The 19,483-nt window shown below is 56.9% G+C and carries 19 protein-coding genes and 1 pseudogene; 9 read left to right on the top strand and 11 right to left on the bottom strand.

Translation table 11 applies throughout. The annotated features are described in order from the left end of the window. Positions 1 to 169: 169 nt before the first annotated feature. Both chrA and Q3Y58_RS11505 read right to left on the bottom strand, forming a co-directional pair. The gene (gene chrA, locus Q3Y58_RS11510; protein WP_319622319.1) at positions 170 to 1,408 is read right to left on the bottom strand and encodes a chromate efflux transporter; all 1,239 of its coding nucleotides are present in this window, start codon (positions 1,406 to 1,408) and stop codon (positions 170 to 172) included. Positions 1,409 to 1,449: 41 nt separating this feature from the next. Continuing rightward, complete coding sequence (locus tag Q3Y58_RS11505) at positions 1,450 to 2,256, bottom strand: AraC family transcriptional regulator (protein ID WP_319622318.1); 807 nt, start codon at positions 2,254 to 2,256, stop codon at positions 1,450 to 1,452. A gap of 102 nt (positions 2,257 to 2,358) precedes the next feature. Here Q3Y58_RS11505 and Q3Y58_RS11500 point away from each other — a divergent pair, with 102 nt between their 5' ends. The 5 genes from Q3Y58_RS11500 (at position 2,359) to Q3Y58_RS11480 (ending at position 6,857) form a co-directional block, all read left to right on the top strand. Next, positions 2,359 to 2,898 (top strand): peroxiredoxin-like family protein, encoded by a 540-nt coding sequence (locus Q3Y58_RS11500; RefSeq protein WP_319622317.1) that lies wholly within the window; start codon positions 2,359 to 2,361, stop codon positions 2,896 to 2,898. Between the two features lie 508 nt (positions 2,899 to 3,406). Continuing rightward, the gene (purL, locus tag Q3Y58_RS11495) at positions 3,407 to 5,608 is read left to right on the top strand and encodes a phosphoribosylformylglycinamidine synthase subunit PurL (RefSeq protein ID WP_413697810.1); all 2,202 of its coding nucleotides are present in this window, start codon (positions 3,407 to 3,409) and stop codon (positions 5,606 to 5,608) included. 79 nt (positions 5,609 to 5,687) lie between these two features. Then, positions 5,688 to 5,921 (top strand): BolA family protein, encoded by a 234-nt coding sequence (locus Q3Y58_RS11490; RefSeq protein ID WP_274218637.1) that lies wholly within the window; start codon positions 5,688 to 5,690, stop codon positions 5,919 to 5,921. Positions 5,922 to 6,047: 126 nt separating this feature from the next. Further along, the gene (gene grxD, locus Q3Y58_RS11485; RefSeq protein WP_319622315.1) at positions 6,048 to 6,383 is read left to right on the top strand and encodes a Grx4 family monothiol glutaredoxin; all 336 of its coding nucleotides are present in this window, start codon (positions 6,048 to 6,050) and stop codon (positions 6,381 to 6,383) included. Positions 6,384 to 6,578: 195 nt separating this feature from the next. After that, entirely contained in the window at positions 6,579 to 6,857 is a 279-nt protein-coding gene (locus Q3Y58_RS11480) for a hypothetical protein (RefSeq protein ID WP_274218635.1), read from the top strand. 21 nt (positions 6,858 to 6,878) lie between these two features. Here the strand turns inward: Q3Y58_RS11480 and Q3Y58_RS11475 are convergent, their stop codons facing one another. From Q3Y58_RS11475 to Q3Y58_RS11460, 4 genes are all read right to left on the bottom strand, one after another. Then, entirely contained in the window at positions 6,879 to 7,607 is a 729-nt protein-coding gene (locus tag Q3Y58_RS11475; RefSeq protein WP_319622314.1) for a pentapeptide repeat-containing protein, read from the bottom strand. A 126-nt stretch (positions 7,608 to 7,733) separates the two neighbouring features. Beyond that, positions 7,734 to 8,708 carry a tRNA 2-thiocytidine(32) synthetase TtcA gene (gene ttcA, locus Q3Y58_RS11470; RefSeq protein ID WP_319622313.1) on the bottom strand — a complete coding sequence of 325 codons (975 nt, stop codon included), beginning with the start codon at positions 8,706 to 8,708 and terminating at the stop codon, positions 7,734 to 7,736. A 176-nt stretch (positions 8,709 to 8,884) separates the two neighbouring features. Continuing rightward, positions 8,885 to 9,502 carry a 30S ribosomal protein S4 gene (rpsD, locus tag Q3Y58_RS11465; protein WP_319622312.1) on the bottom strand — a complete coding sequence of 206 codons (618 nt, stop codon included), beginning with the start codon at positions 9,500 to 9,502 and terminating at the stop codon, positions 8,885 to 8,887. Between the two features lie 300 nt (positions 9,503 to 9,802). After that, positions 9,803 to 10,585, bottom strand: a complete 783-nt coding sequence (locus Q3Y58_RS11460; RefSeq protein WP_319622311.1) for an FkbM family methyltransferase — start codon at positions 10,583 to 10,585, stop codon at positions 9,803 to 9,805. Positions 10,586 to 10,782: 197 nt separating this feature from the next. Between Q3Y58_RS11460 and Q3Y58_RS11455 the strand changes: the two genes are divergently transcribed. Next, positions 10,783 to 11,421 carry a lysoplasmalogenase family protein gene (locus tag Q3Y58_RS11455; protein ID WP_319622310.1) on the top strand — a complete coding sequence of 213 codons (639 nt, stop codon included), beginning with the start codon at positions 10,783 to 10,785 and terminating at the stop codon, positions 11,419 to 11,421. Between the two features lie 47 nt (positions 11,422 to 11,468). On the opposite strand, the gene Q3Y58_RS11450 is transcribed toward Q3Y58_RS11455, so the two are convergent. From Q3Y58_RS11450 to Q3Y58_RS11440, 3 genes are all read right to left on the bottom strand, one after another. After that, complete coding sequence (locus tag Q3Y58_RS11450; RefSeq protein ID WP_413697815.1) at positions 11,469 to 12,911, bottom strand: alanine/glycine:cation symporter family protein; 1,443 nt, start codon at positions 12,909 to 12,911, stop codon at positions 11,469 to 11,471. Positions 12,912 to 13,111: 200 nt separating this feature from the next. Then, positions 13,112 to 13,915: a glutamate racemase gene (gene murI / locus Q3Y58_RS11445; RefSeq protein ID WP_319622308.1), complete on the bottom strand. Its 804-nt coding sequence runs from the start codon at positions 13,913 to 13,915 to the stop codon at positions 13,112 to 13,114. Then, positions 13,908 to 14,681 (bottom strand): RNA methyltransferase, encoded by a 774-nt coding sequence (locus Q3Y58_RS11440; RefSeq protein WP_319622307.1) that lies wholly within the window; start codon positions 14,679 to 14,681, stop codon positions 13,908 to 13,910. The genes murI and Q3Y58_RS11440 overlap by 8 nt, the downstream gene beginning before the upstream one ends. Before the next feature lie 266 nt (positions 14,682 to 14,947). Here Q3Y58_RS11440 and Q3Y58_RS11435 point away from each other — a divergent pair, with 266 nt between their 5' ends. The 3 genes from Q3Y58_RS11435 (at position 14,948) to Q3Y58_RS11425 (ending at position 18,219) form a co-directional block, all read left to right on the top strand. Further along, complete coding sequence (locus tag Q3Y58_RS11435) at positions 14,948 to 15,535, top strand: HdeD family acid-resistance protein (protein WP_274218626.1); 588 nt, start codon at positions 14,948 to 14,950, stop codon at positions 15,533 to 15,535. 312 nt (positions 15,536 to 15,847) lie between these two features. Continuing rightward, the gene (locus Q3Y58_RS11430) at positions 15,848 to 17,065 is read left to right on the top strand and encodes an NADP-dependent isocitrate dehydrogenase (RefSeq protein ID WP_319622306.1); all 1,218 of its coding nucleotides are present in this window, start codon (positions 15,848 to 15,850) and stop codon (positions 17,063 to 17,065) included. 161 nt (positions 17,066 to 17,226) lie between these two features. Then, positions 17,227 to 18,219 carry a glycerophosphodiester phosphodiesterase family protein gene (locus Q3Y58_RS11425; protein WP_319622305.1) on the top strand — a complete coding sequence of 331 codons (993 nt, stop codon included), beginning with the start codon at positions 17,227 to 17,229 and terminating at the stop codon, positions 18,217 to 18,219. 16 nt (positions 18,220 to 18,235) lie between these two features. Here the strand turns inward: Q3Y58_RS11425 and Q3Y58_RS19520 are convergent, their stop codons facing one another. Together Q3Y58_RS19520 and Q3Y58_RS19515 are read right to left on the bottom strand one after the other, a co-directional pair. Next, positions 18,236 to 18,619: a cyclic nucleotide-binding domain-containing protein gene (locus Q3Y58_RS19520; protein WP_413697814.1), complete on the bottom strand. Its 384-nt coding sequence runs from the start codon at positions 18,617 to 18,619 to the stop codon at positions 18,236 to 18,238. Between the two features lie 111 nt (positions 18,620 to 18,730). Then, positions 18,731 to 19,285: pseudogene (locus tag Q3Y58_RS19515) on the bottom strand (ion transporter); the annotation flags it as partial. Positions 19,286 to 19,483: the final 198 nt, after the last annotated feature.

The following is a 19,483-nucleotide window of genomic DNA, read 5'->3' as shown; positions in this document are numbered from 1 at the left end:
GCTATGAACACCAAAACACAAGCTACGGCGGCGTAAGTCGCAAGGGGTAGTTTTAGGCCGCGCCGCAGACCTAAAAAACGAAAACCCCGCCAAAAATATGACGGGGTTTGTCATCAATCTGAAGCCCGCTCAGTGAGCGGGCTTTTTGTTTTTCTGGGAACCTGCAATATCAGCCGAGCAACAGCTTCATGGCGATACCGGCGCCGCCAAGAAGCACCACAACAATCCAAGGTGCCAACTTCCATCGCACCAACAGGATGAAACCAGCCAGAGCCACAGCAAAGTCGGCAGGGCTTAGCACCGCGCTGGTCCAGACGGGGTTGTAGAGGGCTGCGCCCAGAATTCCGACCACCGCTGCGTTGGCACCGCGCATGGCAGCACGCGCGTCAGGACGAGCACCAATGGTGTTCCAGAACGGCAGCGCTGCAATGAGCAATAAAAAGCCCGGAAGGAACACCGCCAGTGTTGCCACCAGCGCCCCAAGAAGGCCGCCAATGGGCTCGGACATGGCCGCACCGAGGTAGGATGCGAAGGTAAAGAGCGGGCCCGGCATCGCTTGCGCGGCACCATAACCTGCCAGAAAACTCTCACTGCTCAGCCAACCGGTAGAGACCACCTCGGTCTGAAGCAAAGGCAGAACAACATGCCCGCCGCCGAAAACAAGCGCCCCGGCCCGGTAGAAACCGTCAAATACACTGAGCGCCGTATCGGAAGAGCCACCGGCCACCAGCGGCACGCCAATTAGCAAAAGCAGGAACACGGCAAACGAGATGCCAGCCGCAGTCACGCTGACCGGAAAGCGCATATGGCTTTCGCCGCTGTCAGAGGGATCGCGCAGCAGCACGAAACCGGCTATCACACCAAAGATGATCGCGAGAATCTGACCACCTGCGGTTGCCAAAAACGTGACCACAAAAACCGAGATCACGGCAATGGCTGCGCGCTCTTTGTCCGGGCATAAGTTTTGCGCCATCCCCCAAACTGCTTGCGCCACGACGGCAACCGCCACCAGCTTCAGACCGTGAATAAGTCCAAGACCGACCGGACCGCCAAAGGCATCTGCACCATAGGCAAAAGCAATGAGGATTAAGGCGGAAGGAAGCGTAAACGCGGTAAAGGCGGCCAAAGCGCCAAGTGGCCCCGCACGCAGCAAGCCCAGCGCGAAGCCGACCTGAGAACTGGCCGGGCCGGGCAAGAACTGACACAGCGCCACAAGGTCAGCATACCGCTCTTCGGAGACCCACTGACGACGCTGCACCAGCTCGTCGCGGAAGTATCCAAGGTGCGCAATAGGCCCCCCGAAAGACGTCACCCCCAACTTGAGAAAGGCCGAAAAGACCTCACCCGGTGTGCCCTCTGTCTTTCCGTGAGAGCCTTCCTGCGGCTCTCTTTTAACTTCATTTGTCATTTCACCACTAAAACTCTTGTTAAACCACTGGCTCAAAAGCTTTAAGCCACCCGAGTGCTCTCGAGTGCCGTGCCTTCATTCTTGGTCTCACGGGGTGAAACGCCGTAGTATCGGCGGTACGCACGCGAGAGCGCTACGGGTGAGGCGAACCCAACACGTGCGGCAACAGATTTCAAAGGACGCCCCGCCTCCAGCTCAAGATGAGCCACAGCCAACCGCCATTCTGTCAAATAGGCCCCCGGCGTCTTGCCAAGCACCTCCTTGAACCCCGTAGCAAACTGGGTACGGGACATGCCCGCCACATCAGCAAGAGTTTCAAGACGCCAGCTTTTCTCCGGTGCCTCATGCATTGCAACAATGGCTTGTGCCAGCTTGGGATGCCCAAGTCCAGCGATCAATCCAACGTCCGCGACACCCGCCTTAATTGCATGCCTTAACAGGCGGATGACAACCACCTCGCAAAGCCTTCCGAAAACGGCAGGGCCGCCACAACGCGGAACAGTGACCTCCTCAACCAACAGATCTGCCACCGATGCGAGGTCTGGTGTTTCACTCAGGTTTACAAGCACTTGCGCTGGCAACGCTTGGGAAATGAGGGAGCCCGGCCCACCAATCACCACAGAGGCCGCCACCAACAACGAGCGGTCCTTGCAAAGCTCGAACGCACCAGAGGCTTCGCTGTCCGCATGAGGCAGAAACACAAGTTTGCGATGCTGGGTCTGATGGCAGTCATAAATGAAGAAGTTTCCAATGGGAGTGACCTGGCCGCCGCTGGCGGTGATGGCCGCCTTGACACGGAACTTCTCGATAATGCCCCACAACCGATCAAGGTTTCTCTGCTCGGCCATTTCCGTACTCCAAGTCACCTTTTACGAACAAAATATAATCTATAGTTCGATATCCTACCAACAACTACCGAGAAGACAACACTCAAACTCTGGAGAAACGAAATGCTCATTCCACGCCAGCCTGTCCCTTCCCTCAGTGTTCCGCTTGTCGACGGCGGCACTTTTGATTTGGCCTCAGAGACACCCGAGTTCGCAACCATGGTTGTCTTCTATCGCGGCCTGCATTGCCCGATTTGCGCCACCTACCTGAAAGAGCTTGAAGCGCTGACGCCGCAGTTCAATGAAAAAGGGGTAACAACTCTTGCGCTGTCTTCAGATGACGCAGGCCGCGCAGCAGAATTTGCCACCAAGATTGGCGCGAATAACTTGCGTGTCGGGCATTCCGTTTCCCTGCCCAAGGCAAAGGAATGGGGCCTCTACATTTCAGAGGGCCACGGCACCACATCCATCGGCATTGAAGAGCCTGCCAAGTTTTCCGAACCCGGGCTGTTTCTGATCAAGCCGGATGGCACGCTCTACTTCGGCAACGTTCAGACCATGCCGTTCGCGCGGCCTGACTTCAAACCCCTTCTGGGCGCGCTGGATTTCGTCAAGGCCAAAAACTATCCGGCCCGCGGCGAATACACAGGCCCGGTAGCCTGACACCAGACCGCACCTGACAGAGGGAATAACTGCCTCGCCCCAAGCGGCGCGGCAGTTTGCGTTGGTGGTTGAAAGAATTTGAAAGGATTTGAACAAAACACGGATTTCTTGCATTGGCCCGCAGACCGTGACCGGAAGATGGGATTGCCGCCGCGCTGAAGGCACCAGATGCAGGATGTGGACCACCATTCGCCTTCGCGCTTGCCGGAACAGTTATCCCCCTCACCCGTGAAGCTGGTTATGCTGAGGAAGTCAGCGGCTGTGTCGCCACCTTCCACCCCACCGCACCTGCGGCGACAGTTTGGCGGCGCTGCCATCAAGGACCAGAAAATCGAAAGAGGCCCCATGCGCAACCGGTGCACTTGCCCCATCTCGCCGAAAATTGCGGCACCTGCCAGATTTTTCATCGACAAAACACAGATGTAGATTTCACTTTCCCGGCCCAATCTGCTAGGAGACACCTAACTTCGGTCCGGCGTCCCGCGCCCTTTCAAGCAGTCAGAAAGTGATGATCCAGAACACCGTCAAGATCACCCCCGAACTCATCGCAGCCCACGGCCTCAAACCAGATGAATACGAGCGTATTCTGGAGTTGATTGGCCGCGAGCCGACTTTCACAGAGCTTGGCATTTTCTCTGCCATGTGGAACGAGCACTGTTCCTACAAGTCCTCCAAGAAATGGCTCAAGACGCTGCCAACCAAGGGCCCCCGTGTGATTCAGGGTCCGGGCGAAAACGCAGGTGTTGTGGACATTGACGACGGCCAGACCGTTGTCTTCAAGATGGAAAGCCACAACCACCCTTCCTACATTGAACCTTATCAAGGGGCGGCAACGGGTGTTGGCGGCATTTTGCGTGACGTGTTCACCATGGGAGCCCGTCCGGTAGCTGCCATGAACGCTCTGCGTTTTGGTGAGCCTGACCACCCACGGACCAAGCACCTCGTTTCCGGTGTGGTTTCCGGTGTGGGCGGCTACGGCAACTCTTTCGGTGTGCCAACCGTGGGCGGTGAAGTGGAATTCCACAAGAGCTACAACGGCAACTGTCTCGTGAACGCCTTTGCTGCAGGTCTTGCTGATGCAGACAAGATCTTCCTGTCTGAAGCAAAGGGTGTCGGCCTTCCGGTCGTTTACCTTGGCGCAAAGACCGGCCGCGACGGTGTGGGCGGTGCGACCATGGCATCCGCCGAATTCGATGACACCATCGAGGAAAAGCGCCCAACCGTTCAGGTGGGTGACCCGTTCACCGAAAAGTGCCTTCTGGAAGCCTGCCTTGAACTGATGAAGACCGGCGCCGTGATCGCCATTCAGGACATGGGCGCAGCCGGGCTGACCTGTTCCGCCGTTGAAATGGGCGCGAAGGGCAATCTCGGGATCGAGCTGGACCTGAACAAGGTGCCAGTGCGCGAAGAAAACATGAGCGCCTATGAGATGATGCTCTCTGAAAGCCAGGAGCGCATGCTCATGGTTCTGGAGCCATCCAAGGAAGATGTTGCTCAAGCCATCTTCAAGAAATGGGGTCTGGACTTTGCGGTTGTGGGTGTCACAACCGATACGCTCCGCTTTGTGATCAAGCACCACGGCGAAGTCATGGCTGACCTGCCGATCAAGGAACTGGGCGACGAAGCCCCGGAATATGACCGTCCTTGGCTGCCGTGGGCAGAACCAGCCGCCATTCCGGCCGACCAGATCGCAGCACCTGCGGACTACACAGAGGCGCTTCTCAAACTGATTGGCTCCGCCAACGGCTCTTCCCGTCGCTGGGTCTATGAGCAGTATGACACCCTCATTCAGGGCAACTCCGCGGCCACACCGGGCGGTGATGCAGGCGTGATCCGCGTGGAAGGCACCAACAAGGGGCTTGCGTTCACCGTGGATGTGAACCCGCGCTACTGTTATGCCAACCCGTTTGAAGGGGGCAAACAAGCCGTTGCAGAGACCTACCGCAACCTGTCCGCTGTTGGTGCATTGCCATTGGCAACCACTGACAACCTGAACTTCGGCAACCCTGAAAAGCCGGAGATCATGGGCCAGTTCGTGGGCTGTCTGAAAGGCATTGGAGAGGCCTGTGAGGTGCTGGAAACCCCGATCGTTTCCGGCAACGTGTCGCTTTACAACGAGACACACGGCGAAGGCATCCTGCCAACTCCAGCCATTGGCGCTGTTGGCCTGCTGAAAGACGTGACCAAGCGCGTTGGCAGTGCTTTTGTTGCAGAAGGCGAAACCATTCTCCTGATCGGCGGTCACGGCACACACTTGGGACAGAGCCAGTACATGGCTGAGGTTCTGGGACGTGAAGAAGGCGCACCGCCACCTGTTGATCTTGCAAAGGAAAAGCGCAACGGCACCTTCGTTCGCAACAGCATTGAATCGGGCCGTGTAACCGCCGTTCACGACATTTCTTCGGGTGGTCTGGCAGTTGCTCTGGCTGAAATGGCCATTTCCGGTAAGATGGGCGCAACTGTAAAGCTTGACCTCGAAAATGTTCATGCCAAGATGTTTGGTGAAGATCAGGGGCGGTATGTCGTCACCATCACCAATGCCGAGCTGGCTGCCTTCATGGAAGACGCCATTGATCTGGGCATTGGGGTGGAAGAACTGGGAACCACGGGCGGCACGGATTTGAACTTTGCAAATCTGACCACCATATCCGTCAGTAAGCTGTCACAGGCTCATGAAGCATGGTTCCCTGAGTTCATGGCGCACGCCTGATCCAGCGAACACAACAGACAAACGCGCTTCCAGATCAGACGCGACTGGAAGCGCACATTTCAGGAGAGGAGGCGATCGCATGGCAATGGACGCGGCTGAAATTCAGAGCATGATCAAAGAGGCTCTGCCCGACGCCCATGTTGAAATTCGCGATCTGGCCGGTGACGGTGACCACTACGCAGCTGTTGTGGTTTCTGAAGCATTTCGGGGGAAGTCGCGTGTTCAGCAGCACCAGATGGTGTTCAAGGCTCTAAAGGGCCGTATGGGCGGAGAGCTGCATGCCCTCGCCTTGCAAACCTCGGCTCCGGAATAAGTTTCTGGACACAGCCTTCGAGCTGTGACATGCACGGGCGAACTCTGTAAAAAGCCCTAGGCAATCATCAATTTCTACAAGACCGTCACCAGACTTTGACCCTGGTAGACAAGAGGACGAACAAGTATGAGCGATATCAAGGCTTGGATCCAAAACGAAGTAGACAACAATGACGTTGTGCTGTTCATGAAAGGCACCCCGTCCTTTCCACAGTGTGGCTTCTCAGGTCAGGTTGTGCAGATCCTTGACTACGTCGGCGTAAAGTACGTTGGCCACAACGTTCTGGAAGATGATGCCCTGCGCAATGGCATCAAGGAATTCTCCGACTGGCCAACCATTCCTCAGCTCTACGTAAAGGGCGAGTTTGTTGGCGGCTGCGATATCGTGCGCGAAATGTTCCAGTCTCAAGAGCTGAAAGCCATGTTCAACGAAAAAGGCATCGAGACCACTCAGGAAGCCTGAGTGCCCGAACACCATCGTTTGGCGAAATGACTTTATCGGCGGGCTTTGCTCGCCGATTTTCGTTTGAGATGAATGCAACATGAACGCGAAGTTCAGCCCCACTACAGTCAAGTATCGCTATGATGCCCTTGTAGTGAGGTCGGCAACACCTCACATCCTGAACGAAAAACTTGATTGGTAACGAGGGGCAAGACCATGAAAAAGCTGAGTAGCCTGGTCTTATCCGCCCTGTTTCTGGTGGCGGGCGCATATTCATTCCTGAACGCATCTCCGACGCAGCTTCGGAAGGTGGAATGCGCGCGCCTTACTGTGTTCACGCCCTACTTCACCATGAGCGCTGAAGCCGTGTGCCGATCTCATGGCGGTTTGGCCACCGAAGCCAAGACAACCGCACAAGAAAACCTCGTGATCCTGATGCGTGACAAGCCCATGGGCACCTTCCACGGCAAAGCCTACTACGAAGCCGACCACTAACCCGTCTTTTTGCAAACTTCTTCATCGGCTGCTCGGGGTTGCCCGCGCTTCATCGCCCGGCGAAAGCCGGATGGAGCGGCGCTTGTACATGGGCCCGTCAATGGGCTGGACCTCCACAGGCGGCTGGTATTGACCATAGAGTGCCGCTGCAGCATCCCCGCCCCCCGGACACGGAAGCTGCTCCACGAGCGCATAAAAGGAACGCGGTGAGATGTTCGGCGGGTGCTGCTCCGGATAATGCCCCCCAGAAAGTACGGCCCCTTCAAAGGGCACTTCCCACAGCTCCGCCTTTTCAAAACAACTGCCCCGAAGATCCGTTGCATCCAGAATAACGGTTTGAAGATCGGCTTCCGTGAAATCCACCCCGCGCAGGGCGCTGGCATAAAACGTGACGTTGCGCAGCTCGGCACCGCGGAATGAGGCCCGGTTCAATGTGGTGAGGGAAAAGTCCACATTGCGAATGACAGTGCCATTGAAGTTCACGCCCGTAAGATCTGCGCCAACAAAGCTGAGGTTCTCAAAGGTCTGCCCTTCGAAACGCCGCCCGGCCCATTTTACGTTGTTCAGGTTGCGGTTCGCGATCTCGCCCCATGGCAGATCCTCATCCACCGACGAGCTGGGGAACCAGTCCTGCACGCTTGGCTTGACGTTCTCGCAGGCAGCAAGAGCCATGCACAGAGCGAGTGTGAGTGCTCGCCTGCGGCCGGTCCAGAGCCCATGCCCGCGCGAATCGTGCCTTCGTGCTGTCATGCCCTTAAGATGACGCCGCCGAAAAATCACGCAACGTGAGATATGAGAAAAGCCAGATCTTGTGAACAGAGATCTGGCTTACCTATCAATAGCTTATTGTAGAAAATACGGAGATTTGGACCGCAGCTACTTCTGTCCGAGATCGAACAGATTGGCGGTCATGGCAAGAGAGGCCGCGCAAGGCTCCTCCGCCTCTGCCACCTGAGCGGTCGACGCCCCCTCGGCTGGACGAAGATTTTCGAAGTCAAACAGCTTTGCATCATGCAGATGAGAGGGGCGTACATGGGCCAGAGCGCGCGCCATGATGCCCAGACGGCCCGGCGTTTCCTTTTCCCACTGCTGCAGCATCTTCTTGACTTCCACGCGCTGCAAGCCGTCCTGAGAGCCGCACAGGTTGCAAGGAATGATCGGGAACTCCATGGCCTTGGAAAACTTCTCGATGTCCGCTTCCGAGGAATACATTAGTGGGCGCAGCACCATGAGGTCTCCCTCATCGTTTACCAGCTTCGGCGGCATGGAGGCCATGCGCCCCCCGTGGAACAGGTTCATGAAGAACGTTTCCAGCGCATCATCCCGGTGGTGACCAAGAACGATGGCCTCACAGCCCTGCTCGCGCGCGATGCGGTATAGAATGCCTCTGCGCAGACGCGAACACAGCGAACAGTAGGTGCGGTTCTCCGGGATCTTGTCGGTGACGATGGAATAAGTGTCCTCGCGCACAATGATGTGCGGGATCTGGTAGCGTTCAAAGAACGCGGGCAGAATGTGCGGCGGGAAACCGGGCTGAGACTGGTCAAGGTTGCAGGCAATAAGGTCGACGGGCAAAAGGCCGCGCCACTTCAGGTCCATCAACACCGCAAGCAGGGTGTAGCTGTCCTTGCCGCCGGAAAGACACACCAACCAACGGGGAGCCTTGTCCCGCGCGTCCTTTGAGATCATGGCATAATCATCCATGACCTGCCGGGTCTCGCGCAGCAGACGCTTGCGCAGCTTCTTGAACTCAACCGAACTGGGCACCTCGCGGAACAGCGGATGGCAATCCGCATCCACGGCCGGACCAGTGGTTTCAACGAGGGGAGGAAGCTGCGTGATATCGTCCATGGCTCTTCGTGATGCCTTGCTAGATGGAGGTGGATTGGGAGCTTGCAGCTCCATGCACTAAACGGGGCGCAAGATGCCCGCTGGACCGCCAAAACTCAAGCGCCAATACAGCGCCTTTAAAAAGAAAAAGGCCGCCCGAAACCGGGCGGCCAAGAAACACAAACTGCCACTGGCTATTAGCGGGAATAGAATTCCACAACCAGGTTTGGTTCCATCTGTACCGGATAAGGTACGTCAGAGAACGCTGGGATGCGATTGAAGGTCGCGGTCAGCTTGTTGGTGTCTACGTCTACGTAGTCAGGCGCATCGCGTTCGTTGGACTGGATTGCTTCCAGAACGATTGCGAGCTGCTTGGACTTTTCGCGAACTTCGATAACGTCACCTGGCTTACACATGTAAGAGCCAACGTTTACGCGACGACCATTCACCTTCACGTGACCGTGATTGATGAACTGACGTGCTGCGAAAACGGTTGGGACGAACTTTGCGCGATACACGATAGCGTCGAGACGGCGCTCCAGCAGACCGATCAGGTTTTCGGAGGTATCGCCCTTCAGGCGAGACGCTTCCACATATGCCTTGTGGAACTGCTTTTCAGAGATGTTGCCGTAGTAGCCCTTGAGCTTCTGCTTTGCGCGCAGCTGTACGCCGAAGTCAGACAGCTTGCCCTTGCGGCGCTGACCGTGCTGACCTGGACCGTACTCACGGCGGTTTACAGGAGACTTAGGACGACCCCAGATGTTTTCACCCAACCGGCGGTCAATTTTGTACTTGGCGCTATGGCGCTTAGACATCGCAGTTTCCTTTGCGTTGCATTATTCATATTAAAGGAAACGCGCCCTCCTTTTCCCCTTGAGCCCAAAGGCTTAGAGGCTGACAGAAGTCTCGACAAGAAGCGCCTGCCGGACCCCACGGGTGCGTAAAAAATCATGGCGGCACCGAGGTGGCACCGCCAGATCACCGGGGTTCTATTGGAAACGACGTCCAGAGTCAACGGCTTACCCCGCAAAAAAGCGCAGAATTCCGCGCCCCGCCTCCCCTAAAAGACCAGTAGAGATCCGGCACTGATCAGCACCGGCGTGACCGGCTGCCCCCTATGCCGAGATAAGGGGCTGACGCCGCCAGACCTCGACCTCGTAAAGCTCGTCGATGAGAAACAGGCCGCACTCCCGAAGCAGGTTTCTCAAACGCACCAGTTCCGCCTCCGAGAGTTTGGTGGGGTGCACTTCCAGCACCAGAAGCTGAACCTGCCGAAGCGCGTCTTTGTTCTCCTCCGCCCAGCGCAACTCGCTGCCCTCAATGTCGACGATAAAGCAATCAAACGACAGATCATGCTGGCGTTCCAGCTCTTCAATGGAATAGCCGGGCACTTTGACCGTCTTGCGCCCCTGACGACGGCACAGGCTGCTGCCCCCGATAGTGGGGGCCAGATACACGGTCTCCTGCTCCCTTGCGCTGATCACCCCATGCACAATGGAGAACCGCGCACCATTGAGGTTTCTGTTTTGGGTGAGCGCCGTTACCGCCCGCGGATCAGCGTCCAGAACCACATGACGAGCCGGATCTGCCAGCCTGCGATTGATGACGCAGGAGACAACTCCAAGCCCGCCACCAAGCTCCAGCACATGGGCGTCACTGGAAAGATACCGCGTGATCAAGCGGCGTTCGTTCCACTCATGAGCGCCCACCATGAACCGACCACGGGACGCCGAGGAGGTGAACTGCTTGGGGATTTCAAAGCGCAGCCCTTCGGTCACAAAAACCCCACCCTTCAGGTCAAACAGATAACCCAAAAAGCGTTCAACTGGCCTCAGGTTGATATGGAAGTACGCAGCAGCCCGCGTTAAGCGCGTGACCAGATAGGGTATGGAGGTCATCTACAATGTCCCGAAGATTCTTCGTCTGCGAGTCTCCGTCACAACCTCCGTGTTTGAAACTCCCCGAATTAAGCGGGCGAGAAACGGCGGAGGATCAGCCCGTAGCGGCGAACCGGAACTCCCCCATGAGTTGCACTTGCCCTCTTTCCTAGCGTCACCTAACGAAGATGAAGGGAGAGACATATCGGGGGGAAGACATGATCACCGCATTGGGACCGGCCATCATTGGCGCAAGTCTTTTATCGGCCACCATTTACGGAGCCGCATTCAGCTGGCGAGATGCCTCTGCGCTCAAGACGCTCTTGAAAACCTTGTCGCTTGCGGTGGTGTGCGTGTTGGCGGCGGCCAACGATGCACCATGGCTTCTGGTTGCGGCTCTGGCGGCTTCAAGCCTTGGCGACGCCGCTCTGGCAGCTCCCGGTGACAAACGCTTTCTCGTGGGGCTGTGCAGCTTCGCCCTCGCCCACGTCCTCTACATCATCCTGTTCTGGCAGATGATCGCCCAGTTTGACATGACCGTGCTGGCCATTGCAGGCGGCGTGTTTGGCCTTCTGGCCCTGTCAACAATGTGGTGGCTTCTGCCCTTTACCCACGACTTGAAGCTGCCTGTCGCTGTCTATGTGCTCTTGATAACGGGGATGGGCGTGCTGGCTACACAGCTGGGCGGCTTGGTGATGGCCGGTGCCCTCGCCTTTATCGCCTCGGATCTGTTGCTCTCGCTGCAGCTCTTTCGGCTGCCTGAGCGCCCGAGCCTGACCGTGCCGATCTCGGTTGCATTGTGGGTGCTGTATTACGGCGGCCAGATCTCGATCTTTCTGGCACTGACCGCCGCCTGAAACGGCGACGGTCCTACGTTTATGCGCTCCCCGTCTGTCCTCGATTGCTATTCAGCAGGCTGCGGGAATGGCGGACGCTTTTCGGTCCAGACAGAGCCTTCAATCCCGTCACCCAGTTCCGGGTGCTCGCTGATTTCAAAGTGCGGGTCTTCCCCCGCCTTGAGCTGCGCCAGATAGTCCTTGGTCAGCAACACAACCTTGGGCGAGAGCAACAGGATGGCGACAAGGTTGATGGTGGCCATCATGCCCATGGCCGCATCCGCCGCATCAAACACGGTCTGCACCGTCTGTTGCGTGCCCCAAAACACCATGCCCAGCGCCATGATCCGGAGAATGGTGATCCCCGGCTTCCAGCCGTGCTCCAGATACACCATGGCATTTTCCGCATAGGAGTAGTTCGCAACGATGGTGGTGAAGGAGAAAAACAGAATGGCCAGCGCCACAAACTGCGCCCCGATCGGGCCTATGTGCGCAACGGTTGCTGCCTGCGTCAACGCCGTTCCGGTGACATCACTGTCGAACTCGTAGATGCCGGAGAGTAGGATCAAAAGTGCAGTTGCGGTACATATCACGATGGTATCGATGAAAACGCCCAGAGCCTGCACAAAGCCCTGACTGGCCGGGTGGTGTGGGTCTGGCACGGCAGAGGCCGCAATGTTGGGCGCAGAGCCCATACCCGCCTCATTGGAAAACAAGCCGCGTTTGATGCCATTGAGCATGGCCGCCATGACCCCACCGGCAACACCGCCCACCGCCTGTTCCCAGCCGAACGCGTGCGCCACGATGCTGTAGAGCATCTGCGGAATCTCGGTGATGTTCATTAGGATCACCAGCAAGGTGACCAACACATAAGCTCCCGCCATGAAAGGCACCACAAACTCGGCAAATCGTGAAATGCCGCGTATGCCACCAAAGATAACGAGCGCTGCGCCGATAACCAAAAGAATGCCAGAGACATAAGGAGGAATGGAAAACGCGCTTCCCATCGCCTCTGCAATGGAGTTGGACTGAACCGCATTGAAAACCAGCCCGAAAGAAAAGATGAGCACGATTGCAAACACATGTCCCATGACAGGTTGCTTCAGGCCAACGGCCATATAGCGTGCCGGCCCGCCACGGAGCTGGCCATCTTCATCAACATACTTATACAGCTGAGCCAGCGTGCTTTCCGCATAGGCGGTTGCCATACCAACCAGCGCCACCATCCACATCCAGAAGATCGCGCCGGGGCCGCCAGAGGTGAGCGCCACCGCCACCCCCGCAATGTTGCCGGTGCCGACACGCGAAGCCAGACTGGTGCAAAGCGCCTGAAACGGACTGATGCCGCTGCGGTCTTCCTTCTTGCCTTTGAACAAGACGTTGAAGCACTGTCTGAAGTGAACAAATTGGAGAAAATTCAAGCGGATTGTGAAGTAGATACCTACTGCCAGCAAACCGTAGATCAGAATATAACCCCAGAATACTGTATTGAGTGCATTGATTACTGATATGACCAAGCTCAATCTCCCTTCCGGTTGTTGTTCATGTGTGTAACTTGACGCGCCAAAACAGTTCGCCGCCTTCTGCGCAACAGAAAACAGACCACACGAACACATTCACGTTGCGTCACTTTTATTGCTCACGCAACAGTTAAGGCGGCACAGACCTGCGGATTAACTGAAAATGCCCAGGCTTCGAACACTGAAGCTGGTCAGAAGATAAGAGACGGGAAGTCCCTACCAGATGTGTACCTGTAAAGAGTTGTCGTGCATTCAGCACCTGCCCCTTGTGCAAGAACACGGTCAAGCTGACGTGCTACCGCAGGCGAAGGATCAATCCACGCCACAGGCCAAGGAGCAATCTGCTCCAGTTCCTCTAGGAGAAATGGGTAGTGTGTACAACCCAATACAACGCAATCTGTGCGTTTTTCTTGATATTCCACGAAGCAAGGCGAGATTTGTTGCCGCAAGAGCGCAGTATCCACATCCCGGCCCGCCATCTTGTCTTCCGCAAGCTGGGCAATGCGAGTCGCGCCAACAAGTTCGACCTGCACGCCGTTGGCGAACTTCGAGATGAGGTCTCGCGTATAATCACGGCGCACCGTTCCCGGTGTGGCAAGGACCGCGACAACGCCGGAGAGTGTCTTTTCAGCAGCAGGCTTTATGGCCGGCACGGTGCCAACAATGGGGAACGAAAACCGCGCTCTGAGCCGCGGCAGCACCAGCGTGGAGGCTGTATTGCAGGCAATGACAAGAGCTGAGGGCTGCCACTTTGCAGCAAACCGAGCGACGACTTCTTCAATGTGATCGCCAAGAGCCCCCTCCTGCCAATCGCCATAGGGAAAGCCCAAGTCATCCGCGACATAAAGCAAGCCTTCATTGGGCCGGTTGCGCTGGATCTGACGGGCAACGGTGAGCCCACCGATGCCACTGTCAAAAACCATTATCCGACCAGCAACATCGCACTGGCCGGGTTCAATGGTAACCGGATCAACGAAGGACTGCCGTTCACTCATTACCGTACTTGGCCGGATACTTTTCGAAGCTGGCAATCACACCGCGCAGAATGCGCACTTCATTGTCCGTCAGATCGGCCTTCTGGAAGATGTTGCGCAGGCGGCGCACCGTCACCGGCTTCTTTTCCACCGGACGGAAGAAACCGCGCACATCCAGCGCGCCTTCTAAGTGCTCGAACATACGCTGAATGGCTTCCTGAGACGCAGGCTCACCTTCATAATCGTCAAGCGTGAACGGCAGCTGGCCGGAAGTTGCAGTGCGGCGCCACTCATAAGCACAGACCAACACCGCCTGAGCAATGTTGAGCGAGGCGTATGAAGGATCGACCGGCAAGGTGACAATCTTGTTGGAGAGCGCCACCTCATCGTTGTTGAGGCCCCAGCGCTCGCGGCCAAACATGTAGCCGGTGGTAAGCTCCTTCTGACCATAGGCCACCGCTTCGGCCGCAGCTTCGTCCGGGCCTACAACAGGCTTGGGGATGTCCCGGTTGCGGGCGGTGGTGGCAAACAGCAACTGAATGTCGGCAACCGCGTCTTCAACCCGGTCGAAGACCTGAACCGCATCAATCACATGATCGGCACGGCTTGCAGCAGAGCGCGCCTTTTCGCTTGGCCAGCCGTCGCGCGGATTGACAATGCGCAGATCATGCAGGCCAAAGTTCGCCATGGCACGGGCCACCATGCCAATGTTCTCGCCCAGCTGCGGTTCGCACAGGATGACAACCGGCGGGCGGGAAGGTGTTGGGGTTTGTTCCATCTCAGACATGCCGCTCAGATAGCGGATCGCCCTTTCAATTTCCAGCAAAAGCCGAAGACGCCGCGGAAAAAGTCACAGGGCCGCAAAACAACAGCCCCTGGCACCACACAGACCGCCCCTCCCCCATAAGTTGCAGGTGCTGACAAATTATCGGATCGCTAATAAAATTACCCTAGGGTAAGCTTCCGATATCGCCCGGAGGCATCGCCGCTGGCGGTGTTCCTTGTGCGGCGGGAAGGATGCAAGCCGCAACAACCTTTTAGGAGGGAAATGCAATGACCCAACAAGCAAGCGGTCCAATGATCACCTCCAGCATGACGCAGATGGTGGTCGACAAGTGGGGTCGTTTTCTGGCTCTAGGTGTACTTCTGGTAATCGGCGGCATGGTTGTCATTGCCATGCCACTGGCATCATCCATCGCCGTGGCGTTGGTTATCGCAGCGGTGCTGGTGATTGGCGGCGCCATTCAGATTTGGCACGCCTTCTCCGTGAAAGAGTGGAGCGGCTTCCTGTGGCAGCTCATTACCGGCGTGATTGCCATTATCGGTGGCGCGGCCGTTTATTATAATCCGGCGTTCGGCACAGCTGCCCTCACCCTCGTTCTTGCAGCGGTTTTCATCATTCAGGGCATCTCTCAAATCATGTTTTCCCTGAAACTGAAGCCGCACGATGGCTGGGGCTGGATCCTGACCGCGGGTGTCATCTCATTGCTCGCCGGTCTGTGCATCTTCTTTGAGTTCCCGCTTTCCGCGGCATGGGCCCTTGGCCTGATCGTGGGCATCTCCATTATCTTCAACGGCTGGAGCTACATTGCCATTGCGCTGACCGCACGGGCCATTTCCAACGCCCAAGGCGCGACCTGAAACGCATGACGCATGCAATTGAAAACAGAATCGGGCAGTTCACGAAGAATTGCCCGACGCCCCGTTTTTGGCATTACCAAGGGTCAGTTGATCCACTTACACCTCAAAATTGCGCATTTTCGTAGGATTAGAGCAGTTTTCCGGCGGTGTTAGCGCCTGAGAGCGCTATTCCGTGTTTTCCCATAGTGCTATACACGACCTGTCCAAACTATGGATTTCGAGCTGGCATCAGATTGCGCACACGTGTATACACGGAGCGAATTCGGGCTCAGGCCAATCCATTACAGTTCAAAAACACGAGGTCAAACCACCATGGCGAAGATCAAAGTTGCCAATCCGGTCGTCGAACTCGACGGCGACGAGATGACCCGCATCATCTGGCAGTTCATCAAAGACAAGCTGATCCATCCGTATCTCGACATCGATCTGAAGTACTACGACCTCGGCATTGAGGCCCGCGATGCGACCGATGACCAGATTACCGTCGATGCGGCGAACGCCATCAAGGAATACGGCGTTGGCGTGAAGTGCGCGACCATCACACCAGATGAAGCCCGCGTTGAAGAGTTTGGCTTGAAGCGCATGTACCGCTCGCCAAACGGCACCATCCGTAACATCCTGGGTGGCGTGATCTTCCGTGAGCCGATCATCATGAACAACGTGCCGCGTCTGGTTCCAGGCTGGACACAGCCAATCATCGTTGGCCGTCACGCATTCGGTGACCAGTACCGCGCGACTGACTTCAAATTCCCGGGCAAGGGCAAGCTGACCGTCAAGTTCGTTGGCGAAGACGGCACCGAGATCGAACACGAAGTTTTCGATGCGCCATCCTCCGGCGTTGCCATGGCAATGTACAACCTGGATGACTCCATCCGCGACTTTGCCCGCGCCTCCATGAACTACGCCCTGAACCGCAAGGTGCCATGCTACCTGTCCACCAAGAACACCATCCTGAAAGCCTATGACGGCCGCTTCAAGGACCTGTTCCAGGAAGTTTATGAAGCTGAGTTCAAGGAAAAGTTCGAAGCAGAAAAGATCTGGTACGAGCACCGCCTGATCGACGACATGGTTGCTGCAGCCATGAAGTGGTCCGGTGGCTACGTCTGGGCCTGTAAGAACTACGATGGCGACGTGCAGTCCGACACCGTTGCACAGGGCTTCGGCTCTCTGGGCCTGATGACCTCCGTTCTGATGACCCCGGACGGCCAGACCGTGGAAGCGGAAGCGGCGCACGGCACCGTGACCCGCCACTACCGTCAGCACCAGAAGGGTGAAGAAACCTCCACCAACTCCATCGCTTCCATCTTTGCGTGGACCCGTGGACTGGCGCACCGCGCAAAGCTCGACGACAACGCCGAGCTGAAGGACTTCGCTGAAACGCTGGAGCGCGTCTGCATCGAGACCGTTGAAAGCGGCCACATGACCAAGGACCTGGCACTGCTGGTTGGTCCGGATCAGAAGTGGCTGACCACAACTGGCTTCCTGGACAAGGTGGACGAGAACCTTCAGAAGGCCATGGCTGCGAAGTAAGCCTTCAGGGTTCACGAGAAAATCAGGGCGCTCCGAAACGGGCGCCCTTTTTTGTTGGTAGACTGCAACCGCCATGCAATCACCACAGACCGACCCCATTCCTACCAAAAACTGCAGCAATCAACGGCCACCACTTATGAGCTTAAAAGCGGAGAACGGTCATGCTGCGATGGGGCCTTGCAGCGTTTGGGGGACTTGCAGCGTTTGGGGGACTTGCTGCAACACTGTACCTCACAAACGCATCGTGGATTGCAGATCTCGGCAGCACGGCCGAGGCGCAACTGATCGCCCACCGCGGTGTTCACCAGACCTATCACAGAGAAAATCTGGCGAACGACACCTGCACGGCAACGCGCATTGACCCGCCCACGCACAGCTATCTGGAAAACACCATCGCCTCCATGAAGAAGGCGGTGGAACTGGGCGCGGATGTGGTGGAGATTGACATTCACCCCACCACCGACGGCAAGCTGGCCGTGTTCCATGACTGGACTTTGGAGTGCAGGAGTAATGGCAGCGGCGAAACCCGCAGCAAATCGATGAGCGATCTCAAGGCACTCGATATCGGTTGGGGCTACACCGCAGATGGAGGCCAGAGCTTCCCGTTTCGCGGTACAGGCATTGGCTTGATGCCGGAACTTACGGAAGTCTTCGACGCCCTGCCCGAGGCCAAATTCCTGATCAACTACAAATCCAAACAGGCACTGGAAGCCGAACGTTTTGTGGCGTTTCTTCAACAACAGCCAGAGCGACTTGATCAAGTCTGGGGTGTTTATGGTCACCCGGTGCCAGTGAACTACACTCTGGCACGCGTGCCAAACCTCCACAGCTTCACCAAGCAGCAGACCAAGCAGTGCTTGAAGAACTATTTCCTGTTCGGTTGGTCAGGCTATGTGCCAAGCCAGTGCCGGGAAACGGTGATTGGCGTACCCAGCGACTACACATGGATGGTGTGGGGCTGGCCGCACCGGTTTGCCGCCCGCCTGAAGGCCCAAGGGTCCACGGTTATTGCCATGGGCCCGGTCGGTGACTCGCAGGCATGCGACGGTCTGGACAGTGAGGACACCTACCGCCCCCTTCAGAACTTTGAAGGCTACATCTGGACCAACAAGATTGAAGTCATCGGCCCGATTGCACAAACGGACAGGCCCTGAGAGGGGCCAAGGGATCTCATGCGTCTGGACCCGCCGCAGACATGCCCGACTTGGTTGCCTCAAATGCCCGGTGGGCGACCTTGGTGGCAAGCTCCGGCGTACGGCGCATGAGATCCCGAAGATCTTCAAGACGCAGCACCAGAAACTGAGAGGGCTCTGTTGCGTAGACCGAGGCTGTGCGCTCAGCATCACCATGAGGCACCATCTCGCCGAAATACTGCCCCTGCTCCAGACGCGTTTGCCCATCTGGCGTGATGGCAACGACAGCACCGGAGGTGATGAGGTAAAGCGCATCTGCGCGCTCCCCGCGCCGAACAATCTCCTCATTGTCGACGGCGCTCTGTGATTTGAGCAGGTGCGCCACCTCCTTGATCTCGATGGCCGACAGGTCCTCAAACATGGGCACTTCCGCCACCATGGACCAGCTGACGACAAAATCGCGGGAGTTGATTTCACGCACGAAGGCGGTGCCGATGATGCCCACCGGCAACGCAAACAGGCAATACCCGGTAAGCATCACAATGGACGCCACCACCTTTCCCGCCCAGGTGATCGGCACCACATCGCCATAGCCAACGGTGGTGAGGGTAGCAAACGCCCACCACATGGCATCTGGAATGGTGCCCAGCTTTTCCGGTTGGGCCTGATGCTCCACCAGGTACATGGTGGTAGCGGCAATGAGGATGGTGCCAAAAATGATCACCAGACTGGCCATGATCGCCTTGCGCTCGGTAACCACCGCCGAGGCCAACGACCGCATGGCCGGAGAGTAACGGGCGATCTTCATGAAGCGCAACAAGCGCAGGATTACAAAGGCTTTCCATGTGACATAGTCGGTTAAGACCGCAAGGATAAACGGCAGAACCGCCAGCAGATCGATAATGGCCAGCGGCTGAATGGCATATTGCAGGCGCGCACGCCACGGCTGATAGCGGCGCAGCGGCGGATGCAGATCCGCGATCCAGAGGCGCAGCACGTATTCAACCAGAAAGATGAGACCCGCCCCCATATCCAGCGCAATAAGCAACGTTGGCCAGCCTTTGCCGAACCACGGCTCGGTCTCCATGACGGCAAGGCCAACGTTCAAGAGGATCAACGCCACAATGAACTTGTTGAGGTGCTTGGCGACGGGATGTGTCGTGGCACCTTTTTCAAGGATATCGTAGACGTCTTTTTTCAGCTGACGGGCCATCAACCGACCTTCCGTAAAGAGAATTGATTTTCGGCTTATAGCCAAAAAGGCTTTCAAAAACAAAAAAGGGAG

Source organism: Nesiotobacter zosterae, from assembly GCF_033843645.1.
GTDB classification, from domain to species: Bacteria; Pseudomonadota; Alphaproteobacteria; order Rhizobiales; family Stappiaceae; genus Pseudovibrio; species Pseudovibrio zosterae.
The sequence above is the reverse complement of the archived record's forward strand: the minus strand, read 5'-3'. Positions and strand labels throughout refer to the sequence as shown.

Bases quoted from the DNA above. Each gene is read 5' to 3' on its own strand.
- chrA (WP_319622319.1), bottom strand. From the start codon at position 1,408: ATGACAAATGAAGTTAAAAGAGAGCCGCAGGAAGGCTCTCACGGAAAG.
- Q3Y58_RS11505 (WP_319622318.1), bottom strand. From the start codon at position 2,256: ATGGCCGAGCAGAGAAACCTTGATCGGTTGTGGGGCATTATCGAGAAG.
- Q3Y58_RS11500 (WP_319622317.1), top strand. From the start codon at position 2,359: ATGCTCATTCCACGCCAGCCTGTCCCTTCCCTCAGTGTTCCGCTTGTC.
- purL (WP_413697810.1), top strand. From the start codon at position 3,407: ATGATCCAGAACACCGTCAAGATCACCCCCGAACTCATCGCAGCCCAC.
- Q3Y58_RS11490 (WP_274218637.1), top strand. From the start codon at position 5,688: ATGGCAATGGACGCGGCTGAAATTCAGAGCATGATCAAAGAGGCTCTG.
- grxD (WP_319622315.1), top strand. From the start codon at position 6,048: ATGAGCGATATCAAGGCTTGGATCCAAAACGAAGTAGACAACAATGAC.
- Q3Y58_RS11480 (WP_274218635.1), top strand. From the start codon at position 6,579: ATGAAAAAGCTGAGTAGCCTGGTCTTATCCGCCCTGTTTCTGGTGGCG.
- Q3Y58_RS11475 (WP_319622314.1), bottom strand. From the start codon at position 7,607: ATGACAGCACGAAGGCACGATTCGCGCGGGCATGGGCTCTGGACCGGC.
- ttcA (WP_319622313.1), bottom strand. From the start codon at position 8,708: ATGGACGATATCACGCAGCTTCCTCCCCTCGTTGAAACCACTGGTCCG.
- rpsD (WP_319622312.1), bottom strand. From the start codon at position 9,502: ATGTCTAAGCGCCATAGCGCCAAGTACAAAATTGACCGCCGGTTGGGT.
- Q3Y58_RS11460 (WP_319622311.1), bottom strand. From the start codon at position 10,585: ATGACCTCCATACCCTATCTGGTCACGCGCTTAACGCGGGCTGCTGCG.
- Q3Y58_RS11455 (WP_319622310.1), top strand. From the start codon at position 10,783: ATGATCACCGCATTGGGACCGGCCATCATTGGCGCAAGTCTTTTATCG.
- murI (WP_319622308.1), bottom strand. From the start codon at position 13,915: ATGAGTGAACGGCAGTCCTTCGTTGATCCGGTTACCATTGAACCCGGC.
- Q3Y58_RS11440 (WP_319622307.1), bottom strand. From the start codon at position 14,681: ATGTCTGAGATGGAACAAACCCCAACACCTTCCCGCCCGCCGGTTGTC.
- Q3Y58_RS11435 (WP_274218626.1), top strand. From the start codon at position 14,948: ATGACCCAACAAGCAAGCGGTCCAATGATCACCTCCAGCATGACGCAG.
- Q3Y58_RS11430 (WP_319622306.1), top strand. From the start codon at position 15,848: ATGGCGAAGATCAAAGTTGCCAATCCGGTCGTCGAACTCGACGGCGAC.
- Q3Y58_RS11425 (WP_319622305.1), top strand. From the start codon at position 17,227: ATGCTGCGATGGGGCCTTGCAGCGTTTGGGGGACTTGCAGCGTTTGGG.
- Q3Y58_RS19520 (WP_413697814.1), bottom strand. From the start codon at position 18,619: ATGTTTGAGGACCTGTCGGCCATCGAGATCAAGGAGGTGGCGCACCTG.